Below are 22,070 nucleotides of genomic sequence, written 5' to 3'. Positions count from 1 at the left end.
TTAGAAACAGCAACACGGCCAGGCGAGCTGACGACAACACGGACACCAGCCAATTTCGCCTTAAGCCTGTCACTTCAAAGCGGCGAAACCACTCTCGCTCCGCTACTCCGTAGCCGCGCTGTGCCGGCTCACTCAAGCGGAGAATTCCAAGCACCGACCATAGCGAGTCACATCCGTTGCACACGGCACTCGTTTCTTTCAGATGCTGGCCGGTTCTGTAGGCTTTTCAATAGTTTAGCTGATTGGTGAGTGACCCTGTCACGCCCACCATCCGGTCCAAGCCTCATTGCATCGTCTGTTGCCGCTGCCTCTCGGATTGCGTGCAACCGCTAGCCTACCTCCTCCAGAACGTCCATCCGGATTTCTTGCGCGCGCGATTTCCCATCGGTTTGACCACTGCCGGGAAACTATTCCGGTCGCCGGCCTCGGCGAGAAACCGCCGCCGCCAGTCGTCACTTTGCGCGTTGCGCTGTCGCTGCATATCCACCTTTGCCGTCGCGGGCACGGGAGCTCCAAGACCCAGAAGTCCGCCCACGCGCTGGCAGACGCTGTCGAAATCATCGTGGATGTCTTCGTAGAAGATATGCAGCGGTTCGATGCCGCTTCTGGCGAAATAGGCTGACCAGCGCCCGTTGCCGGCAATGATCTTGGCAAGCGCGGCCTCTATCCTCTCGGCCGTATACTCGGCGTCTTTTACCGCATTCTCGCCACTGGTCCACACTCCATCCTGCATGGCCTTGGCCAGCGAAATCGCCTGGCCGAGCAGATCGCGTCTTTCAAGATGGACCCAAACCGGATCGGGAAACCATTCCGTGAGACGGATATCCTTTTGCAGCCTGTCGAAATGTTCGGGAAACAGCTTGAAGGCGACGACGCCATTTTCGCTTTTGCCCTCGCTGGCCGCCAGCAGACAGCGAGCCACCGTCGTCACCTCGGGGGTATCCCAATGGCGGAAATATTCGCCTGGATTGCCCAGCACGCCGGTGCTGGAAATCTTGCTGCAAAGAAGATTGCTGCCGCTTCGCGGCATGCTCGCTATGATGAGCGTCTTGCGAGGTCGTTCCCAGCTTTCAGGCGGGCTGATCGGCATGTCTGGCAGATAATCCCGGGAGAATGGTGGAGTCCATCCCGGCGAGCTGGGGCACCCAAGGGGCTAAATCCTGATCCCGGCCTTCCAGAGTTGCAACCGTGCTTTCGGCAACAGGCCGGACTTGCGCGGGGTGATTGGCCGTATGGATCTTCTGATTTTCTTGAACAATGTATTTGTCGGTTCCGTGTTCAACGATTGTGCGATCATCTGCAGCGCGGGTTTCAACTCCCCAAATGCACGATGCAGAATGTGCGCCGAACACGCCGCGGCAAAAGGATAGCCCGCCCGTCCCGCCGCAAGGAAAGGTTCAAAATCCTTTGACATGGCATGGCCGCTGCACAGACGGGTGGTTAGAACCTTCATGGCCCTCAGAGGCATTTCAGAAGAGACGAGAAATTCCCTGGTCATGAGCGACTTCAGAATTGCCTCGCCTGAACGACAGTCATTTTCACGAAAATAGGACGCGGCTATCTTCAGAACGTAGACATCGTTTTCCGGATCGAGCCCGTAGGCTTTCTCCAGAATTTCTCTCGCCCGCGCGGAACTGATCCGGTCCTCCAGATTGAGGAAAGCGGCTTGATAGCCGAAGGCGGCCTCCAGCGGATGATAGTCCGACTGATGAGCCTCCAATTCGCCGAGGATGATTTCGGCGGCTCGGGAACTGTCGAACAATGTCGTTGTCTCGGTAGAGGGAATATCACCCATCACCGACGCCACCGTCGCAAAGACACTGCTCCCGGCATAGATTTTCTGGCATCGCGCCATGAGCCGCATCTCAAAAAATGCCTTGAGTGTCGGATCGTCGAATTCCCTCGCCCCGAAATCATCGGTCAGCAAGGCTCCGGTTTCGGATCTCAGATATTCGAGCGTGGCGCGATCCTCGCCGATCAGCAGGGTCGAGAGGCCCTTCGACGAGAGTTCCGACACGATCGACCTGGCCAAGGTGGAAGGGACCACCTTGTTCGCAAAACCCAGGCTTGCGCGGTACTTGCCGCGGACGATATCGCCGCTACGAAGATGCAGTGCCGCCATCGGGCTGGGAAAGCGGCATCTGTCGGCGGCGTCGAGCGCCTGTTTCACATTCCCGGAAAAGCCAAAACCTCGCAAGGTCTCGGACCGTCGGATTGTTTCAGCGCCCTCGTCCTGAAATGCTTCCAGAACGCGAAATTCGTTGCAGATCCAGCCGCGGAAATTCCGTTTTACCGATGCAGCATCCAGCCTGGACCGTGTGAAGGCGGTCTTTTCGAGGCTGGCAAAATCGGATCTCTTGATTTTCTTGCCCAGCCAGTATTTCTCGATGAACTCGGCCGAGAATATCTTCTCCACCCCGTCGATGACATGAAATTCCTTGTCTCTGATGGCTTTCCAGGTGAACCCGAAACGGTATCCGAGCGCGTCCGCGAGCGACTTTGCATTGGCCATGGCCAGAAGCCGGCCACCCAAGCCGTCATCCCTGGTGGCGGCAATCAGAGTTGATTGAGGATCACGCCGCCCCGAGGCGGAGATCGCCTGTCTCAATATGCTGGAGAAACCACCCATAAGTCTGTTCCAAGCCGCTGCGAAGCGAATATTGCGGGCGCCAGCCGGTGGCAAACAGGCGCGACACGTCCATCAGCTTGCGCGGCGTGCCGTCCGGCTTCGTCGAATCGAATGTAAGCACGGCATTGGCGCCGACGACGGAGAGCACGGTGCGGGCCAGCTCGGCAATGGTGATGTCTTCGCCCGAGCCGACATTGACATGGCTGTCGCCGCTATAATTCTTCAGAAGCCAGACCATGGCGTCGGCGGCATCGTCAACATGCAGGAATTCGCGCATCGGCGTGCCCGATCCCCAGACCTCCAGGGTCTTGTCGCCGGCGCGCCTGGCCTTGTGTGCCTTGCGCATCAGCGCCGGCACGACATGGCTGGTGGAGAGGTCGAAATTGTCGCCCGGACCGTAGAGATTGGTCGGCATCGCGGAAATGTAGTCGACGCCGTACTGGCGCCGATAGGCCTGGCACAGTTTCAGCCCCGCGATCTTGGCGATCGCATACCATTCGTTGGTGGGCTCGAGCGGACCGGTCAGCAAGGCGTCCTCGGAGATCGGCTGCGCCGCGAACTTCGGATAGATGCAGGACGAACCGAGAAACAGCAATTTCTGCACCTCGTTGCGGAAGGCGCTCTCGATGACATTGGTCTGCATGACGAGATTGTCCTGCAGGAAATCGACCGGCAGCCGGTTGTTCGCCAGGATGCCGCCGACCTTGGCCGCCGCCATCACCACCGCGTCCGGTCTGCGATCGGCCATCCAGCGCCGCACGCCGGCCTGGTCCTGAAGATCGAGTTCATCGCGGGATGCCGTCAGGACCTCGCAATCCTCATCAGCCAGCCTGCGCAGGACGGCGGAGCCGACCATGCCGCGATGCCCGGCCACGAAAACACGCTTGCCCCGAAGTTCGAAATTCATTGGCGTATCCCTATGCAGAACGGCAGCCAGACCCATCGGCGTCGGCACGCCGGGTGGGCCTTGCGTGGGACGCATAGCGCATACGGATTTGCCCAGACAAGGCAAATCGCCAAACAGAGCAAAATCAGCGGCCGGGTATCCTGCGGGTATGGCGCTCAGACGCCCGCCACGGCGCACAGGCTCTTCATTCTTGCAATGGCCAGTTCCGGATCGGCCAACAATCCCGCCTGGTCGGCAAGGCGGAAGACATCGGCATAGTGGCGAATGCCGCGCGCCGACTGCATGCCACCGACCATCGAGAAATGCGACTGGTGACCGTTCAGCCAGGCCATGAAGACGATGCCGGCCTTGTAATATTCGGTCGGCGCCTCGAAGATCTTGCGCGACAGCGGCACTGTCGGCGCCATCAGCCCGTCATAGCCGGCGCGGTCGCCGTCGGCGAGCTTCGCCAGCGCTGCATTGGCGACAGGCGCGATGGCGTCGAAAATGCCGAGCAACGCGTGCGAGTGTCTTTCGCCATCGCCGGCGATCATATCAGGGTAATTGAAGTCGTCGCCGGTGAACATGAGCACTCCTTCCGGCAGCCGGTTCCTGAGCGCGATTTCCTTGTCGGCGTCGAGCAGCGATATCTTGATCCCCTCGACCTTGCTTGCATGGCGTTCGATGATGGCGACGACTGTGTCGAGCGCCGGCTCGAAATCGTGGCTGCCCCAGTAGCCCTTCAACGCCGGATCGAACATGTCACCCAGCCAGTGCAGGATGACCTTGCCGGAGGCTTGGCCAAGGATGCGGTCGTAGACGTTGACATAGTCTTCGGGACCCTTGGCCACGGAGGCCAGCGCGCGGCTGGCCATCATGATCGCCTTGCCACCCAAGCCCTCGATGAAGCCGAACTGCTCCTCATAGGCTGCGATGACGTGATCGAGATCTCTGGCGGCACCCGCTGCCAGATGGTCGGTGCCGGCGCCCGAGGCGAGATCGGCGCCCGGCACGGTGCGTGCCTCGGCGATAGAGCGCCGGATCAGTTCCCTGGCGTTCGCCCAGTCAAAACCCATGCCGCGCTGCGAGGTGTCCATCGCCTCGGCGATGCGGAAGCCGAGCCGCCACAGATGATGGCGGAACGCCATCGTGCGCTCCCAGTCAATCGCCGGCCTGGACCACGGATCGGTCATGGCAAACGGATCGGCGACAACATGGGCGGCAGCATAGGCGATGCGCGAAAACCTGGCGCCGGCGACCGGATGCGCCGGCTGGCCGACCAGGCGGTAGCGGCTGCTGCGATCGCCCTCCCCGGGCAAGGTGATATCCATGATGTTCTCCCTTGACCGCGCTATAAATGGAACGTTCCAATAAATCAAGAACCTTTAGAATTATCGACCCCACCAATGCCCAGTGCTGCGTCGCAGCACAGCAAGCCTTGGGTGGCAGCGCATTTTTAGTTGCCGTGCGTCAATTTTTTGAAGTCAGGAAAATCCCGGTTGACTCAAATCCGCCGCAGGGATTAGAACGTTCCAATAAATTCGATCAAGAAAAATAGCGGGAGGATGCATCTGGATGGCCAGCAGGGCCAAGGCGACGATACTCGACATTGCCCGCGAGGCGGGCGTGTCCAAGTCGACCGTGTCGCTCGTGCTCCAGGGCAGCGGGCTGATCCGGCCTGAGACCGCGGTCAAGGTACGCAAGGCGATCGAGGATGTCGGTTATGTCTACAACCGCGGCGCCGCCAATCTGCGCAAGGCCCATTCCAATGTCATCGGCATGGTCATCAACGACCTGACCAACCCCTTTTTTGCCGAAATGGCTGTCGGCATGGAACGCGTCTTCCAGTCGGCCGGCATCGTCCCCTTCATCGCCAACACGGCCGAGAACCCGGTGCGCCAGGAAGAAGTGCTGAAATCGCTGATGGAACAGGGCGTCGCCGGTCTCATCGTCTCGCCGGCGCGCGGCACTACGCCGGGCGCCTTCCGGCGGCTGGAGAGCGTGGGCCTTCCGGTCGTCTTCGCCATGCGCCGCTTGCCTGAAAGCCGCATCCCCGTGATCGCGCCCGACAATCATCGCGGCGCCTGGCTCGCCACCGCCCATCTGATCCGCAAGGGCCATCGCCGGCTGGCTTTCTTCGGCGGCTCGTCCGATCTGGTCGTCTATCACGAGCGTCTCGGTGGTTTTCGCGAAGCGTGCGAGGCGCTCGGCATCGCCAAACGCGATACGATCGTCGTCGAGGGCGAGACCAGCCGCAAGGGCGGCATTGCCTGCCTGGAAACGGCGCTCGCCATGACCGAACCGCCGACCGCGGCATTGTGCTTCAACGATGCGGTCGCCTTCGGCGTCATGCTGGCGCTGCGCAAGCGCGGACTGGAACCCGGAGCGGATTTCGCCGTCGTCGGCTTCGACGACGTGATCGAGGCACAGCATTACATGCCGGCGCTGACCAGCGTTGCGGTGGATTCGGCAGGCCTTGGCGAGCGCGCCGCCCATGTCATGCTGAAGATGATCCAGTCGCGCACCACGCGCGCCGAGGACCATATCGGCGCGGTCAACCTCGTGGTCAGGGACAGCTGTGGTCCCGATCGGCGTAAGGGAGACGCGGCATGAGCAAGCTCGTCTCCGCAGCGCAGGCCGCCAGCTTGATCAAGGACGGTATGGTCGTCTCGGTGTCCTCGTCGAGCGGCCTCGGCTGCCCGGACGCGGTGCTTGCCGCCATCGGCGAACGCTTCGATGCGGAGGGCCATCCGAAGGGTATCACGACGCTGCACCCGATCGCTGCCGGCGACATGTACGGCATTAAAGGTATCGATCATCTGGCCAAGCCCGGCCTGTTGAAGCGCACACTATGTGGATCCTATCCCTCCGGCCCCTCCTCTTCGGAACCGCCGCTGATCTGGCGGATGATCGGCGACAATTCGGTCGCCGCCTATAACGTGCCGTCCGGCATCCTGTTCGACATGCACCGCGAGGCCGCCGCCAAGCGGCCCGGCGTTTTGACCAAGGTCGGCCTCGACACCTTCGCCGACCCGCGTCACCAGGGCTGCGCCATGAACGACGCCGCCAGCGAGCCGATCGTGTCCGTGCAACAGTTCGACGGCGAGGAATGGCTCTATTTCCGCTCGATCGTGCCGCATGTTTCGATCATCCGCGCCACGACGGCCGACGAGCGCGGCAACCTGACCTATGAGCATGAGGGCGCCTATCTCGGCGGGCTGGAACAGGCGCTCGCCGCCTGCAACAATGGCGGCATCGTCATTGCGCAGGTCAAGCGCGTCGTCGAGAACGGCACGCTGAAGCCGCATGACGTGCGCGTGCCCGGCGTGCTGGTCGACCACATCGTGGTCGCGCCCGACCAGTTGCAGACGACGCTGACCCCTTATGACCCGGCAATCTCGGGCGAGATCTTCCGGCCGCTGTCGAGCTTCCGCAATGCCGAGATGAACGTGCAGAAGGTGATCGCCCGCCGCGTCGCCATGGAGCTTGCCGACGGCATGGCCGTCAACATCGGCTTCGGCATCTCGGCCAACGTGCCGCGCATCCTTCTCGAGGAAGGCCAGCACGGCAAGGTCACCTGGGTGATCGAACAGGGTGCCGTCGGCGGCGTGCCGCTGCTCGATTTCAAATTCGGTTGCTCGTCGAATGCCGATGCCTTCATGCCTTCGCCGCACCAGTTCATCTATTTCCAGGCCGGCGGTTTCGACGCCTCGCTGCTGTCGTTCCTGCAGATCGATCGCCACGGCTCGGTCAATGTGTCGAAGCTCTCGGCCAGGCCGCATGTCACCGCCGGCGCCGGCGGCTTCGTCGACATCACCGCGCGGGCTAAAAAGATCGTCTTCTCCGGCTTCTTCAATGCCGGCGCCAAGCTGTCGCTGGCCGATGGCGGCATTCGTATCGACCACGAAGGCAAGGTCAAGAAGGTGGTCGGCGAGGTCGAGCACATCTCCTTCTCCGGCAAGCGCGCCGTCGCCCAAGGACAGGACATCACCTACGTCACCGAACGCTGCGTGATGAAGCTGACACCGGATGGGCTGATGGTGACGGAACTCGCACCCGGCATCGACCTCGAGCGTGACGTGCTGGCGCAGGCCGAGATCCCGCTCGGTGTCGCCAACGACCTGAAAGTAACGCCTGACGCGCTCTATCGGGACCGGCCTATAGGCCTGTCGTTGAATGGCGGCGCCTCGCTTGGAGGCGCGCATGGCTGAGCCTCTTGTCACCTTCGAGATAGACGGCGCCATCGGCATCGTCACGCTGCGCCGCCCGGAGAAATTCAACGCCCTCGACATTCCGATGCTGCGAGCGTTGGAGGCGGCACTCGACGAGGCCGAAGCCGCGGATGGCGTGCGTGTCGTGTTGCTCTGCGGTGAAGGCAAGGGCTTTTGCGCCGGCGGCGATGTCGAGGCCTGGGCTCAAATGAGCGCCGCCGATTTCCAGGCGCAATGGGTGCGCTATGGCCACCGTGTCTTCGACCGGCTGGCGCGGCTCAGGCAGCCGACCATTGCCGTGCTGTCCGGCCATGCGCTGGGCGGTGGACTGGAACTGGCGGCCGCTTGCGATTTTCGCCTCGCCGAAGCGCAGGTCAAACTCGGCTTTCCCGAAACCTCGATCGGCGTCGTCCCCGGCTGGTCCGGCACGCAGCGTGCGGTGCGCCGCTTCGGCGCCCAGATCGTGCGCCGCATGACGCTCGGCGGCGAGGTCTTTCTCGCCTCGGAGGCGCTCGCCCTGGGCATCGTTGACCGCGTGATGGAGGCCGGCAAGGCACGCGCCGAAGCCGAGGCGTGGGGAGAAAAAATCGCCGAGCGCGGGCCACTGGCGACCGAGGCTGCCAAGCTGATGATTGCGGTCGCGGAAGGCGAGGAAAGTGCCGCCGCGACGGAAGCGCTGGCCAGCGGCTTCATCGCCATGACCGGTGACCTCAAGGCCGGCGTCGGCGCTTTCAAGACCAAGCAGAAACCAGCGTTTTCAAGATCTTAGAGCAACAGGCGGAATCTAGAAATCACATGAACTTGCCCCTCAACATCGCCATGCCCGCCGAGGCATCCACAGCGCCGAAGAGCTACCGGCTGCTGATCGACGGCAAGCATGTCGACGCCCGCGACGGTCGTACTTTGGAGCGCAAGAGTCCCGGCCACGGCTTCACTGTTTCGCGCTATGCGCAGGCTGGCGAGGCGGATGTCGAGGCTGCGGTGATCGCCGCCCACAAGGCATTCGAGACCGGCCCATGGCCGCGTATGAAAGCGGGCGAGCGCGCCACGATCCTGCTCAAGGCGGCGGACCTGATCGAAGCCCGGCTGGAGGAGATCGCCCGGCTCGATGCGCTGGAGTCCGGCAAGCCGATCGCCCAGGCGCGTGGCGAGATCGGCGGCGCCGTCGACATCTGGCGCTATGCCGCATCGCTCGCCCGCACGCTCTCCGGCGACTCCTACGCCAATCTTGGCGACGCCATGCTGGGCGTTGTGCTGCGCGAGCCGATCGGCGTCGTCTCGATCATCACGCCGTGGAATTTCCCGTTCCTGATCGTCAGCCAGAAACTGCCCTTCGCGCTCGCCGCCGGCTGCACGGCCGTCGTCAAGCCGAGCGAAATGACGTCTGCCTCGACCTTCGTGCTTGGCGACATCCTGATGCAGGCGGGCTTGCCCGATGGCGTCGTCAACATCCTCGCTGGTTTGGGCAGTGATGTCGGTGCGCCGATGGTCAGCCATCCCCTGGTCGAGATGGTGTCGTTCACCGGCTCCACCCGTGTCGGCAAAATGACGATGGCCTCAGCCGCGCAATCGCTGAAGAAGGTCTCGATGGAACTCGGCGGCAAGAACGGCCAGATCGTCTTTCCCGATGCCGACCTCGAAGCCGCCGCCGACGCGGCGGTGTTCGGCGGCTTCTTCAACGCCGGCGAATGCTGCAATGCCGGCAGCCGGCTGATCGTGCATGAGGCGATTGCCGACGACTTCCTCGGTGCCGTCAAGGCGCTCGCCGCCAAGGTGACCGTGGGTGATCCGCTGGACGACCGCACCAAGGTCGGCGCGATGATCTCGCCGGACCATCTGGCCAAGGTAGCTGGCTATGTAACGGCGGCCGCAAGCGACGGCAGCGATATCTACAGCGGCGGCAAGCAGTTGACGTCCAACGCCGGCCAATACCTCGACCCGACCATCATCCGTGGCGTGACCGAGGACATGGCCATCGCGCGCGAGGAAGTGTTCGGTCCGGTGCTCTCCGTGCTCACCTTTGAATCGATTGAAGAGGCGTTGCGCATCGCCAACAACACGCCCTATGGTTTGTCGGCGGGCGTGTGGAGCGCCAGCATCGACACCTGCATGTCGGTGGCGCGGAATGTGCGTTCGGGAACCGTTTGGGTGAACACGTTCATGGAAGGTTATCCCGAATTGCCTTTCGGGGGCTACAAGCAGTCCGGTCTCGGACGCGAACTCGGCAAACGCGCCGTCGAGGACTATACCGAGGAAAAGACGATCCAGTTTCATCGCGGCCAGCGCACCGGATGGTGGCTCGGCTGAGTTGGGAAGTACCCGGCGGACATCCGCCGGTCGTGTAATGCAACAAGGGAGGAAGTACATGTTGCGCAAACTGCTTATCGGAACGGCTCTCGCATCGGGCCTTGCCTTCGCGGCCCATGCCGAGGACGTCAAGGAAGTGCAGATGCTGCACTGGTGGACGTCGGGCGGCGAAGCGGCTGCCCTAAACGTGCTCAAGGAGGATCTGTCCAAGGAAGGTTATGCCTGGAAGGACGTGCCGGTGGCCGGCGGCGGCGGTGACGCCGCCATGACCGCGCTGAAGGCAATGGTCGCGGCCGGCAACTATCCGACGGCCTCACAGATGCTCGGCTACACCGTGCTCGATTATGCCGCCGCCGGCGTAATGGGCGACCTGACCGAGACGGCGGTAAAGGAAGGCTGGGACAAGTCCGTCCCAGTGGCCCTGCAGAAGTTCTCGGTCTATGACGGCAAGTGGGTCGCGGCTCCGGTCAACGTCCACTCGGTCAACTGGCTGTGGATCAACAAGGCGGTGATGGACAAGATCGGCGGCACCGAGCCGAAGACCTTCGACGATTTCGTGGCACTGCTCGACAAGGCCAAGGCGGCTGGCGTCATCCCGCTCGCTCTCGGCGGCCAGAACTGGCAGGAAGCCACCATGTTCGACTCGGTCGTGCTGTCGACCGGCGGACCCGAGTTCTACAAGAAGGCCTTCAACGACCTCGACGAGGAATCCTTGAAGTCCGACACGATGAAGAAGTCGTTCGACAACCTCGCCAAGCTGGTCACCTATGTCGACCCGAACTTCTCGGGCCGCGACTGGAACCTCGCCACCGCCATGGTCATCAAGGGCGATGCGCTGGTGCAGGTCATGGGTGACTGGGCCAAGGGCGAATTCAACGCCGCCAAGAAGGCCCCGGGCACCGACTTCCTCTGCTATCGCTTCCCCGGCACCGATGGCAGCGTGATCTACAACTCCGACATGTTCGGCATGTTCAACGTCCCGGACGACCGCAAGGCCGCCCAGGTGGCACTCGCCACCGCCACGCTGTCGAAGAGCTTCCAGTCGGCCTTCAACGTCGTCAAGGGTTCGGTTCCGGCCCGCACCGACGTGCCTGACACCGACTTCGACGCTTGCGGAAAAAAGGGCATGGCCGACCTGAAGGCCGCCAATGAAGGCGGCACGCTGTTCGGCTCGCTGGCGCAAGGCTATGGCGCGCCTCCGGCGGTTGCCAATGCCTACAAGGACGTCGTCTCGAAATTCGTCCATGGTCAGATCAAGACCTCGGACGAAGCCGTGACCGAATTGGTCAAGGCGATCGACGACGCCAAGTAAGCGTTCGCCACGTCACAGGCCTTCCCCGCCAGTGGGGAAGGCCTCCCTTGGGGCATGGTGGCGGCTGTCCTGGTCTGCGCACTTATGTGCCGGCCAATCCGCGATCCCAGGGCTCCGCTTGCGCTATCCTGTCCCTGGCCTCGCCGGGACAGGCGCACGAAACGGGATGAACCGATGAGCACTGTTGCTGAAACCAGTATGACGCTGACGCCGGAGCATGACAGCCGCCCGAGCGCCTCGGTGCGCTCGCGCCTGCAGGACGCCTTGCCGAAGATCGTGCTGGCGCCGAGTTTCGCCGCCACCATCGTCTTCGTCTACGGCTTCATCCTGTGGACGATCTATCTGTCCTTTACCAATTCCAAGACCTTCCCGTCCTACGCGATCACCGGGCCGCGCGCCTATCAGCGGCTCTGGCGCTGGACCTTCGAGAGCGATCCGCCGTCGAGCTGGTACACCTCGATCACCAACATGGGCATCTTCGGCTTTCTCTACATCTTCATCTGCCTGGCGCTCGGCCTGTTCCTGGCGATCCTGCTCGATCAGAAGATCCGCGGCGAAGGCATGCTGAGGCCTATCTATCTCTACCCGATGGCGCTGTCCTTCATCGTCACCGGTGTTGCCTGGAAATGGTTCCTCGACCCCGGTCTCGGCCTCGAGCAGACGTTGCATCAATGGGGCTGGACGAGCTTCCATTTCGACTGGATCAAGAACAAGGATTTCGTCATCTACACGGTGGTCATCGCCGGCGTCTGGCAGGCCTCCGGCTTCATCATGGCGATGTTCCTGGCCGGCCTGCGCGGCATCGACGGCGAGATCATGAAGGCGGCGCAGATCGATGGCGCCACCACTTTCCAGCTGTACCGCCGCATCGTCATCCCGTTGCTCAGGCCGGTGTTCCTCTCGGCCTTCATCGTGCTCGCGCACCTTGCCATCAAGTCCTACGATCTGGTCGTAGCACTCACCAGCGGCGGCCCGGGCGGCTCGGCCTGGCTGCCGTCCAACTTCATGTATGAGTACACTTTCAAGCGCAACGAGATGGCCGTCGGCTCGGCCAGCGCCGTGATCATGCTGATGACCATCACCGCGATCATCGTCCCCTATCTCTATTCCGAGCTCAGGGAGAAGCCGCGATGAGCGTCGTCACCACGACCGCTCGCCAGGATACCGGCGGCACCAACACCAAGACCCTGAACCGCATCGTCATCTACGGGCTCCTGGCGCTGTTCGCGCTGTTCTACCTGATGCCGCTGTTCGTCATGCTGGTGACCTCGTTCAAGACCATGGATGAGATCCAGAACGGCAACATGCTGTCCTTGCCCAGGGCGCCGACCTTCGAGCCATGGCTGAAAGCGTGGGGCGAGACCTGCGTCGGCCTGACCTGCGCCGGCATCAAGGGCTATTTCTGGAACTCCATCAAGATGGTGGTTCCTGCGGTGCTGATCTCGACGCTGCTCGGCGCGCTCAACGGCTATGTCCTGACCAAATGGCGCTTCCGCGGCCACACGCTGGTGTTCGGGCTGATGCTGTTTGCCTGCTTCATCCCGTTCCAGTCGGTGCTGTTGCCGATGGCGACGATCCTCGGCAGCCTCGGCCGTTTTGGCGTGACGCTGCAGAATGCCACCGGACTGACGTTCGGGCTGGGCAATCCGACCGTCAACCTGGTCTTCGTCCACGTCGTCTACGGCCTTGGCTTTACCACGCTGTTCTTCCGCAACTACTACGAAGCGTTCCCGACCGAACTGATCAAGGCGGCGCAGGTCGATGGCGCCTCCTTCTTCCAGATCTTCCGGCGCATCATGCTGCCGAACTCGATGCCTATCTTCGTCGTCACCGTGATCTACCAGTTCACCAACATCTGGAACGACTTCCTGTTCGCCTCCGCCTATGCCGGCACCGGCGACTCCATGCCGATGACGGTGGCGCTGAACAACGTCGTCAACACCTCGACCGGCGTCGTCGAATACAACGTCAACATGGCGGCCGCGATGATCGCGGCACTGCCGACCCTCCTCGTCTACGTGCTCGCTGGCCGCTACTTCGTGCGCGGCCTGATGGCCGGCGCCGTCAAAGGATAATCGGATGGCTTTTCTGGAAATTGATGGGCTGAAGAAGCGGTTCGGATCGGTCGAGATCCTGAAAGGCATCGACGTCGATCTCGAAAAGGGCGGCTTCCTCGTGCTGGTCGGTCCGTCCGGCTGCGGCAAGTCGACCTTGCTCAACACCATCGCCGGTCTGGAAACCATCACCGAAGGCGAGATCCGCGTCGATGGCCGCACGATTAACGATCTGCATCCGTCGAAGCGCGACATCGCCATGGTGTTCCAGAGCTATGCGCTCTATCCGAACATGACGGTGGCCGGAAACATCGCCTTCGGCATGGAGATGCGCGGCGTACCCGCTGCCGAACGCCAGAAGGCGATCGACAAGGTGGCCAAGGTGCTGCAGATCGGCCACCTCTTGCAGCGCAAGCCGAGCCAGCTTTCCGGCGGCCAGCGCCAGCGCGTCGCCATGGGCCGCGCGCTGGTACGCGACCCCAAGCTGTTTCTGTTCGACGAACCTTTGTCCAATCTCGACGCCAAGCTGCGTGTCGACATGCGCATCGAGATCAAGCGCCTGCACGCCACCACCGGCACCACGATCGTCTATGTTACCCATGACCAGATCGAGGCGATGACGCTGGCCACCAAGATCGCAGTGATGCGCGACGGCGAGGTGCAGCAGTTCGGCACGCCGGCCGAGATCTACAACAATCCGACCAATATCTTCGTCGCCGACTTCATGGGCTCTCCGGCGATGAACCTGGTGCCGGCGACGATCGGCGGCAATGGCGGCGGACTGTCGGTGGTGCTGCAGCGCGACGGGCGCGAGCCGATCTCGCTGCCGCTCGCCAAACCGCCGGCAGGCCTCTCGGCATTCCAGGGCAAGCCGGTCATCTTCGGTGTCCGCCCCGAAGCGCTGACCGATCCGGAAGGGGCCGAGCGCAACGCCTCGAACATCGCCACCGCCGACTGCCATATCGAGGTGATCGAGCCGGCCGGCTCCGACACTTTCGCCGTCACCAATCTCGGCGGCAAGGCCGTGGTGGCGCGGCTGCGCGCCGACGCCAAGATCCAGCCGGGAACGATGACGCCGCTCGCCTTCAACCTGACCAAGGCGGTGTTCTTCGACCCGGCGACCGAGAACCGCATCCTTTAGCGCCATGAGCAACCCGGACATCGTCATCATCGGCTCCGGCATCGGCGGCGCCACGATCGCCTCGGGCCTGGCCGGCAGCGGCGCTTCGATCCTGATGCTGGAGCGTGGCGAGAAGCTGCCGGCGACACCGCATACGCGCGACACCCGCGCCATCTTCGTCGACGGCCACTACCGGCCAAAGGAGATGTGGCGCGAGGCCGGAGGTGCCGCCTTCAACCCCGGCAATTATTACTATGTCGGCGGCAATTCGAAGTTCTACGGCGCCGTGCTGATCCGTTACCGCCGTGAAGATTTCTTCGCCATGGAACATTTCGGCGGCGTGTCGCCGGCCTGGCCGTTTTCCTATGACGAGTTCGAGCCCTGGTATTCGAAGGCCGAACAATTGTTTCGCGTCCGTGGCGCGCTCGGCGAGGATCCGACCGAGCCGTTCCACTCTATTCCCTATGCGTTCAAGCCGGTTCCCGACGAGGCACCCATTGCCCGCGCTCGCGCCGAGCTGAAAGGCCTTGGCCTGCATCCGGCGTCATTGCCGCTCGGCGTCGACATCGAAGCCTGGCTGAAGGACGGCAAGACGGGCTGGGATGCTTTCCCTAACACCGGCACGGGCAAGATCGACGCACAGTCAGGGCCACTCACGGCGGCGCTGACAGACACCAACATCCGGCTCGAGACCGGCGCCTATGTCGAGTATCTCGAAGCCTCGGCGGACGGCAAGAACGTTGCCGCCGTACACTACCGCCAGAGTGGAGCGCTGAAGAAAGTATCGCCGAAGCTGGTTATCCTTTCGGCCGGCGCGGTCAATTCCGCTGTCATCCTGTTGCGCTCGCCCTCGCCCAACAACGGCAAGGGAAGCGGCAAGGGCCTCGCCAACCACTCCGACCAGGTCGGCCGTAACTTCATGAACCACAATTCGAGCGCCATGCTGGCGATCGATCCGCGCCGCAGGAATGATGCCGTCTACCAGAAGACGCTGATGCTGAACGACTATTATCTGTCCGACGGCAAGGGCGGCAAGCCGCTCGGCAACGTCCAGCTTCTCGGCAAGATCGACGGCAACATCCTCAAGGCCAATGTCAAATTCGCACCCAAATTCGCGCTCGATTTCATGGCCGGCCATGCTGTCGACTGGTACCTGATGTGCGAGGACCTGCCCGATCCGGAAAGCCGCATCATGGTCGACGGCAAGGACATCGTCATGCAATGGCGGCGCTCCAACATGCAGTCGCTCGACGGGCTGACCAAGGTGATGCGCGAGAATTTTCGCGCCTGCGGTTACCCGATCGTGCTCTCTCGCGCCTTCGACAAGCGCACGCCTTCGCACCAGTGCGGCACGGTGAAGATGGGCGACGATCCGGCGACGTCGCCGCTCGATCCGTTCTGCCGCTCGTTCGACCATAAGAACTTGTTCGTCGTCGACGGGAGCTTTCTGCCGAACTCGGCGGCTGTGAACCCGGCCTTGTCGATCGCCGCGCAAGCACTGCGCGTCGCCGACCATATCCGCAAGACGGAGCTTGTCGCATGACCCGCCCGGCGGCCATCGTCACCGGCGGCGCGCGCGGCATTGGGCTGGCCTGCGCCGAGGCGCTCGCGGATGCCGGCTTCGACATCATGGTCGCCGATCTTGCCGACGACCCCGCCAAACGGCTTATAGAGAACATCACGACGCGTGGTGCAGCGTTCGCCTACCATCGCTGTGATATTGCCAACCTTTCCGATCACACAACGCTTATCGGTGCCGCCATGCGCGCCTTCGGCCGCATCGACTGTCTGGTCAGCAATGCCGGCGTCGGCGCGGTCGTGCGCGGCGACCTGCTGGAGCTGAAGCCAGAGAATTTCGACCGCACGCTGGGCATCAATCTGCGCGGCACCGTCTTCCTCAGCCAGGCCGTCGCCAAGGCAATGCTTGCCACGTCAAGCGATCATGCGAAATCGATCATCACGGTCACCTCGGTCAGCGCCGAAATGGCTTCGCCGGAACGGTCGGACTACTGCATTTCCAAGGCCGGGCTTTCGATGTGGGTGAAGAACCTGGCGCTCAGGCTCGCAGCCGAAAATATTGGCGTATTCGAAGTACGGCCAGGCATTATCCGCACCGACATGACCTCGGGCGTCACTGCCAAATATGACGCACTGATCGATGACGGGCTGGTGCCGGCCAGGCGCTGGGGTGAGGCTTACGATGTCGGCGCCGTGGTCGCGGCACTCGCCAGCGGGAAACTCGGCTTTTCGACGGGATCGATCATCAATGTCGACGGCGCGCTGTCCGTGCCGAGGCTGTGAACAGGTGACGCCATGACCGACTACATCATCGTTGGCGCCGGCCCGGCCGGTTGCGTTCTCGCCAACCGGCTAAGCGAGGATCCCTCGAACTCCGTGCTGCTGCTCGAAGCCGGCGGCAAGGACTGGCATCCGCTGATCCATATGCCGGCCGGCTTCGCCAAGATGACCAAGGGCATCGCCTCCTGGGGCTGGTCGACGGTGCCGCAAAAGCACATGAAGGACCGCGTCTTCTGGTACACGCAGGCCAAGGTCATCGGCGGCGGCTCCTCGATCAACGCCCAGATCTACACGCGCGGCAACGCCCGCGACTACGACGCCTGGTAGAAGGAGGAAGGCCTTGCCGGCTGGGGCTATCGCGACGTGCTGCCCTATTTCAAGCGCGCCGAGAACAACCAGCGTTACGCCAACGATTTTCATGGCGACCAGGGTCCGCTCGGCGTCTCCAATCCGATTGCGCCGCTGCCGATCTGCGAGGCCTATTTCCGCGCCGGCCAGGAGATGGGCATCCCCTTCAACCCGGATTTCAATGGTATCAGCCAGGAAGGCGTCGGCTATTATCAATTGACGCAGAAGGACGCCAAACGCTCCTCCGCTTCGGTCGCCTATCTCAGGCCGATCCGCGCGCGCAAGAATCTGACTGTCAGAACAGATGTTCTGGTGACGCGCATCGTCATCGAGAAAGGCCGCGCCATCGGTGTCGAGATCGTCGACAGGCCGGGCGGCGAGAAGAAAATCCTGCGCGCCGAACGCGAAGTGATCATCTCGTCCGGCGCCATCGGCTCGCCGAAGCTGCTGATGCAATCCGGCATCGGCCCGGCCGACCACCTGAAATCGGTTGGCGTGACGCCGGTCCATGACCTACCCGGCGTCGGTTCCAACATGCAGGACCATCTCGACCTGTTTGTCATCGCCGAATGCACCGGCGACCACACCTATGACAACTACGCCAAGCTGCACCGGACCGCCTGGGCCGGCCTGCAGTATCTGCTGCTGAAGAAAGGCCCGGTCGCCTCCAGCCTGTTTGAGACCGGCGGCTTCTGGTACGCCGATCCGACTGCTGCCTCGCCCGACATCCAGTTCCATCTCGGCCTCGGCTCCGGCATCGAGGCCGGCGTCGAGAAGCTGAGGAATCCCGGCGTGACGTTGAACTCGGCGTTCCTGCGCCCGCGCTCGCGCGGCACGGTGCGGCTGAAAAGCGCCGACCCGGCCGACCATCCTCTGATCGACCCGAACTACTGGTCGGACCCTTACGACCGCGACATGTCGATCAAGGGGCTAAGGCTGGCGCGCGAGATCATGCGGCAGAAGGCGCTTGCCCCTTACGTGTTGCGCGAAGTGCTGCCGGCCCCTGCCCTGCAGAGCGGCGAGGAGCTGTTCGACTATGCCTGCCGCAGCTCCAAGACCGATCACCACCCTGTCGGCACCTGCCGCATGGGCCACGACGATATGGCCGTGGTGACGCCCGATCTCAGGTTGCGCGGCATCGAGGGCTTGCGGGTTTGCGACACCTCGGTGATGCCGCGCATCCCTTCCTCCAACACCAATGCGCCAACGATCATGGTCGGCGAAAAGGGCGCCGACCTGATCCTCGGCCGCGAGCCGCTGCCGCCGGCGGTCTTCTCAGGCAACTACTGCGCCGCGCGTCCTATGGACGCGCAAACGACGCTGTAGCACTTTGATTTTGCGCATGATCCTTTCCGAAAACCGATTCCGGTTTTCAGGGTCATGCGCTGCGCAGTGTAGGGAGTAGAAAAATGATCAGGCATTGTGTCTTCGTCAGATTCCGCAACGACGTTCCCGACGCCGAGCGCGCGGCGATCCATGCCGACCTCGAAGCACTGCGCTCGGTGATCTCAGGCATGGCCGAGGTCGAGTTCAGCGCCAATGTCAGCCCCGAGCCGTTCGCACGCGGCTTCGGCCACGGCTTCACCATCGACTTTCGCGACAGCGCGGCACGCGATGCCTATCTCGTGCACGAAGCGCATCAGCGGGCCGGCGCACGACTGGTCGCGGCGCTCGAAGGCGGCACCGATGGGCTGATGGTGTTCGATCTCGATCTTACGGAAAAGTGACCGCCGGTTTATCGAAAACCGGCTGACAGGCCGTTCTCTTTTGCGAACCGGGCGACATATCGTGCCTCCGGGTGGCAAAGGAGCAACGCCTTGAACCTCAATTCTCAGCAGAAGAAAACCGTCCTGGCGTCGTTTCTGGGCTGGACGCTCGACGCCTTCGATTTCTTCCTTCTGACATTCCTGCTCACCGATATTGCAGCTGAATTTCGGACCGACGTACCGGCGGTCTCCAAGGCGCTGTTCCTGACCCTGGCGACCCGCTTCATCGGCGCATTCTTCTTCGGCATGCTTGCCGACAAATATGGGCGCAAGCCCATCCTCATGCTCAACATCGTCAGCTATTCGGTGATCGGCGCGCTGGCCGCTTTCTCGCCCAATCTCGGCATCTTCCTGGCGCTGCGCGCCTTGTTCGGCATCGCCATGGGCGGTGAGTGGGGGCTTGGCAGCTCGCTGGCCATGGAATCCATCCCGCCCAGCGCGCGCGGCATGGTTTCGGGGATCCTGCAATGCGGCTACCCGGCCGGCTACCTGCTGGCGGCAGTGGTCTACGGGCTGCTCTATCAGCACACGATCGCTGGCTACACGATCGGCTGGCGCGCCATGTTCCTGCTCAGCTTCGTGCCGGCTCTGATCGTCCTGTTCATCCGCTCGCATGTGCCGGAATCGCCGGCATTCGTCGATGCCCGGAAGGCGGCCAGACCAGGGCTCCTCGAAACGCTGCAGAAGCACTGGGGCGTCGCCCTCTATGCCGTCGTGCTGATGATGTTCTTCAATTTCTTCAGCCATGGCACGCAGGATCTCTATCCAACCTTCCTGAAGAAGCAGCACGGCTTCGATCCCCATACGGTGAGCTGGATCACCATCGTCGCCAACATCGGCGCCATCGTCGGCGGCCTGGCGTTCGGCGCGCTTTCCGAGAAGATCGGCCGCGTCAATGCGATCACCATCGCTTGCCTGATCGCCTTGCCGTCGATTCCATTGTGGGCTTACAGCACCACCCCCTTCATGCTGGCCATCGGCGCCTTTGTCATGCAGGTCGCGGTCCAGGGCGCCTGGGGCGTCATCCCGGTCCATCTCAACGAGCTTTCGCCCGGCGCCGTGCGTGCGACCTTGCCCGGCTTCATCTACCAGGCCGGCAACCTTGCGGCGTCCTATGGCGGTCCGTATCAGGCGGGCATCGCCGAGAGCCCCGGCAGCAGCTACGGATACGCGTTGGCCCTTTTTGCCGGCGTGGTCGCCGTCTGCATCATCGTCGTCATCCGCTTCAGCCCGGAAAGGCGCGGCCAGGTGATGACGGTGCTCGGCTGAAGTATTGGCGGCTTTTTTACGCATGATCTTTTTCCGAAAAGTCTGCAACTTTTCGGGATCATGCTCAGCCAAGCCTGAGCGCCACGACGCCGGCAACGATGCTGAGTACGGCCGCGCCACGCCATGCCGTCATCTTCTCGCCAAGCGCGAACACCGAGATCATCATGGCGAACAGGATCGATGTCTCGCGCAGCGAGGCCACCGAGGCGATCGGCGCCTTGGTCATCGCCCACATCACGATCCAGTAGGCAGCGCCGCTGAGCACGCCGGTATACGCTCCCGCCTTCCAGTCGCGCGCCAGCACCGGCAGCGCCTGCGGCCCGCGGAAGATGACACACAGCACCAGCGCCCCCAGCGCATCGCAGACGAACAGCCATGCCGCATAGCTCGAGGCCGTCGCTGCCAGCCGCGCGCCGCTGCCGTCGGACAGTGTATAACTGGCGATGAAGATCGATGTCCCCAGCGCAAAGCCGACGGCGCGCAGGTTCAGCCGCTCCAGATGCGCGCCGCCGCGAAACGACAGCACCAGTGTGCCGGCCGACAGAAGAACAATGCCGAGAATGGCCAGCGGCGCCGGAAGCTCGGCAACGACCACAATGCCGCCGAGAGCCGTCAGCAGCGGCGCGGTACCGCGCGCCAGCGGATAGGTCTGGGCGAAATCGCCGGCCTTGTAGGCGCCGATCAGGAACGTCCTGTAGCCCATGTGGAAGATCACCGAGGCGATGATATATGGCCACACCTGTGCTTGCGGCACCTCGACAAAGGGCAATGCCACCAGCGCCGCCGCGCCCATGCCGAGCGTCATCAGCGTGATCGACAGGAAGCGGTCGAGATGGACCTTGACCAGCGCGTTCCAGATCGCGTGCATGGCTGCGGCGGCGAGCACCGCGAGGAAGACGAAAAGCGTCATTTCAAGCTCATCCGCCGCCAGGCAATGCGAGCGGCGTTTCCAAGTCGATGTCGATCCGCAGCGGAAAATGGTCCGAGACGATTTCACCGATATCGGCACTGACCGAGCGCACGCGTCCAGCAAACATGCCGCCGACGAAGCAATGGTCGAGCCGGCGCTTTGCCAACTTGCCTTCGATGATCTTCTCATGGGTATGGAAGTCCGCCGCCGGCTCCCGGGCGACGGCGGCGGCATCGACGAAGCCGTCGAGGTAGGCCGCGCCTCGGTGGTATGGCGTACCGCCGGCGATGCGCCGGTATTCGGCGCTGTCCGGCTCCATGTTGAAGTCGCCCATCCAGATCGCCGCCAGCGGGTTTTCCGGCGCCGGTTCGCCATTGCTCCAGTTGCGCGCGGGCTCGTCGTCGACACCGCTCCACGGTCCACCTTCAAGCGACGACCGGCGATGCTCGGCAAGCAGATAGTCGATCTGCTCCAGCCGCTCCTCGGCGGCGATATGCGCCAGATGCAGCGAGAAGAAACGTACAGGGCCGGCCGGCGTGCGGATCATGCATTCAAGCGCGGCGTTGCGGGTGTTGAGCGGACGCAGCGTGCGGCGCATGGGCAACGTATGCAGGCGCGACCAGGCGATCGGCAGCTTCGACAGGATCATCGTGCCGAATTGCCGCCGCCGGTTGACGATGCGGCCATCACGCTGTTCGCTGGCATCCATGTCGAAGCCCGGCCCATAGACCCAGTGGTAGCCGGGCAGCAGTTGGCAAAGAAGCGCCGGCTGGTCGTCTTCATTTGTGCGCAGCCAGTGTCGTTCAACCTCCTGCAGCGCGATGATGTCGGCGCCGGCAACCACCTTGGCACAGCGCGCGAGGTCATAGCGCCCATCGCTGCCGAACCCGTACTGGATGTTGTAGCTGACCAGCTTCATTGCTTACCCGGCTCAATTTCCTGATGGCTGTAGCGGTTAGG

19 protein-coding genes and 1 pseudogene are annotated in these 22,070 nt (G+C 62.8%); 14 read left to right on the top strand and 6 right to left on the bottom strand.

Annotated features, from left to right (window positions below; all coding sequences use genetic code 11):
* Positions 1–334: 334 nt before the first annotated feature.
* The 4 genes from C9427_RS12895 to C9427_RS12880 all read right to left on the bottom strand — a co-directional run bounded on the left by C9427_RS12895 (position 335) and on the right by C9427_RS12880 (position 4,846).
* A complete protein-coding gene (locus tag C9427_RS12895; RefSeq protein WP_107649549.1) occupies positions 335–1,090 on the bottom strand; it encodes a Stf0 family sulfotransferase in 756 nt (251 codons plus the stop codon).
* Positions 1,091–1,153: 63 nt separating this feature from the next.
* On the bottom strand, positions 1,154–2,629 hold the full coding sequence (locus tag C9427_RS12890; protein WP_245437064.1) for an O-fucosyltransferase family protein: 1,476 nt from the start codon (positions 2,627–2,629) through the stop codon (positions 1,154–1,156).
* The gene (gene fcl / locus C9427_RS12885) at positions 2,574–3,536 is read right to left on the bottom strand and encodes a GDP-L-fucose synthase (RefSeq protein WP_107649547.1); all 963 of its coding nucleotides are present in this window, start codon (positions 3,534–3,536) and stop codon (positions 2,574–2,576) included. Before fcl ends, C9427_RS12890 begins: the two co-directional genes overlap by 56 nt.
* A 155-nt stretch (positions 3,537–3,691) precedes the next feature.
* A complete protein-coding gene (locus C9427_RS12880; protein WP_107649546.1) occupies positions 3,692–4,846 on the bottom strand; it encodes a dihydrodipicolinate synthase family protein in 1,155 nt (384 codons plus the stop codon).
* A gap of 26 nt (positions 4,847–4,872) precedes the next feature.
* Here C9427_RS12880 and C9427_RS33790 point away from each other — a divergent pair, with 26 nt between their 5' ends.
* The 14 genes and pseudogenes from C9427_RS33790 to C9427_RS12815 all read left to right on the top strand — a co-directional run bounded on the left by C9427_RS33790 (position 4,873) and on the right by C9427_RS12815 (position 20,200).
* Entirely contained in the window at positions 4,873–5,073 is a 201-nt protein-coding gene (locus C9427_RS33790) for a hypothetical protein (protein ID WP_146172534.1), read from the top strand.
* A 17-nt stretch (positions 5,074–5,090) separates the two neighbouring features.
* On the top strand, positions 5,091–6,128 hold the full coding sequence (locus C9427_RS12875) for a LacI family DNA-binding transcriptional regulator (protein WP_107649545.1): 1,038 nt from the start codon (positions 5,091–5,093) through the stop codon (positions 6,126–6,128).
* On the top strand, positions 6,125–7,726 hold the full coding sequence (locus C9427_RS12870; protein WP_107649544.1) for an acyl CoA:acetate/3-ketoacid CoA transferase: 1,602 nt from the start codon (positions 6,125–6,127) through the stop codon (positions 7,724–7,726). The genes C9427_RS12875 and C9427_RS12870 overlap by 4 nt, the downstream gene beginning before the upstream one ends.
* A complete protein-coding gene (locus C9427_RS12865) occupies positions 7,719–8,495 on the top strand; it encodes an enoyl-CoA hydratase/isomerase family protein (protein WP_107649543.1) in 777 nt (258 codons plus the stop codon). Before C9427_RS12870 ends, C9427_RS12865 begins: the two co-directional genes overlap by 8 nt.
* 26 nt (positions 8,496–8,521) lie before the next feature.
* The gene (locus tag C9427_RS12860) at positions 8,522–10,033 is read left to right on the top strand and encodes an aldehyde dehydrogenase family protein (protein ID WP_107649542.1); all 1,512 of its coding nucleotides are present in this window, start codon (positions 8,522–8,524) and stop codon (positions 10,031–10,033) included.
* Between the two features lie 58 nt (positions 10,034–10,091).
* On the top strand, positions 10,092–11,345 hold the full coding sequence (locus C9427_RS12855) for an ABC transporter substrate-binding protein (protein ID WP_107649541.1): 1,254 nt from the start codon (positions 10,092–10,094) through the stop codon (positions 11,343–11,345).
* 174 nt (positions 11,346–11,519) lie between these two features.
* The gene (locus C9427_RS12850; RefSeq protein WP_107649540.1) at positions 11,520–12,479 is read left to right on the top strand and encodes a carbohydrate ABC transporter permease; all 960 of its coding nucleotides are present in this window, start codon (positions 11,520–11,522) and stop codon (positions 12,477–12,479) included.
* The gene (locus C9427_RS12845; protein WP_107649539.1) at positions 12,476–13,420 is read left to right on the top strand and encodes a carbohydrate ABC transporter permease; all 945 of its coding nucleotides are present in this window, start codon (positions 12,476–12,478) and stop codon (positions 13,418–13,420) included. Before C9427_RS12850 ends, C9427_RS12845 begins: the two co-directional genes overlap by 4 nt.
* A gap of 4 nt (positions 13,421–13,424) precedes the next feature.
* A complete protein-coding gene (locus C9427_RS12840; protein ID WP_107649538.1) occupies positions 13,425–14,540 on the top strand; it encodes an ABC transporter ATP-binding protein in 1,116 nt (371 codons plus the stop codon).
* Between the two features lie 4 nt (positions 14,541–14,544).
* Positions 14,545–16,062, top strand: coding sequence for a GMC oxidoreductase (locus C9427_RS12835; RefSeq protein ID WP_107649537.1), 1,518 nt, complete (start codon positions 14,545–14,547; stop codon positions 16,060–16,062).
* Positions 16,059–16,820, top strand: coding sequence for a 3-ketoacyl-ACP reductase (locus C9427_RS12830; RefSeq protein WP_107649536.1), 762 nt, complete (start codon positions 16,059–16,061; stop codon positions 16,818–16,820). Before C9427_RS12835 ends, C9427_RS12830 begins: the two co-directional genes overlap by 4 nt.
* 12 nt (positions 16,821–16,832) lie before the next feature.
* Positions 16,833–18,491: pseudogene (locus C9427_RS12825) on the top strand (GMC family oxidoreductase).
* 83 nt (positions 18,492–18,574) lie between these two features.
* Positions 18,575–18,892 carry a Dabb family protein gene (locus tag C9427_RS12820; RefSeq protein WP_107649535.1) on the top strand — a complete coding sequence of 106 codons (318 nt, stop codon included), beginning with the start codon at positions 18,575–18,577 and terminating at the stop codon, positions 18,890–18,892.
* A 90-nt stretch (positions 18,893–18,982) separates the two neighbouring features.
* A complete protein-coding gene (locus C9427_RS12815; protein ID WP_107649534.1) occupies positions 18,983–20,200 on the top strand; it encodes an MFS transporter in 1,218 nt (405 codons plus the stop codon).
* A 64-nt stretch (positions 20,201–20,264) separates the two neighbouring features.
* On the opposite strand, the gene C9427_RS12810 is transcribed toward C9427_RS12815, so the two are convergent.
* Positions 20,265–21,110, bottom strand: a complete 846-nt coding sequence (locus C9427_RS12810; protein WP_107649533.1) for an EamA family transporter — start codon at positions 21,108–21,110, stop codon at positions 20,265–20,267.
* A 7-nt stretch (positions 21,111–21,117) separates the two neighbouring features.
* Positions 21,118–22,029, bottom strand: coding sequence for an endonuclease/exonuclease/phosphatase family protein (locus C9427_RS12805; protein ID WP_107649532.1), 912 nt, complete (start codon positions 22,027–22,029; stop codon positions 21,118–21,120).
* Between the last annotated feature and the right edge of the window lie 41 nt (positions 22,030–22,070).

It is taken from the genome of Mesorhizobium helmanticense (assembly GCF_003034915.1).
Classification (GTDB): domain Bacteria; phylum Pseudomonadota; class Alphaproteobacteria; order Rhizobiales; family Rhizobiaceae; genus Mesorhizobium; species Mesorhizobium helmanticense.
The sequence above is the reverse complement of the archived record's forward strand: the minus strand, read 5'-3'. Positions and strand labels throughout refer to the sequence as shown.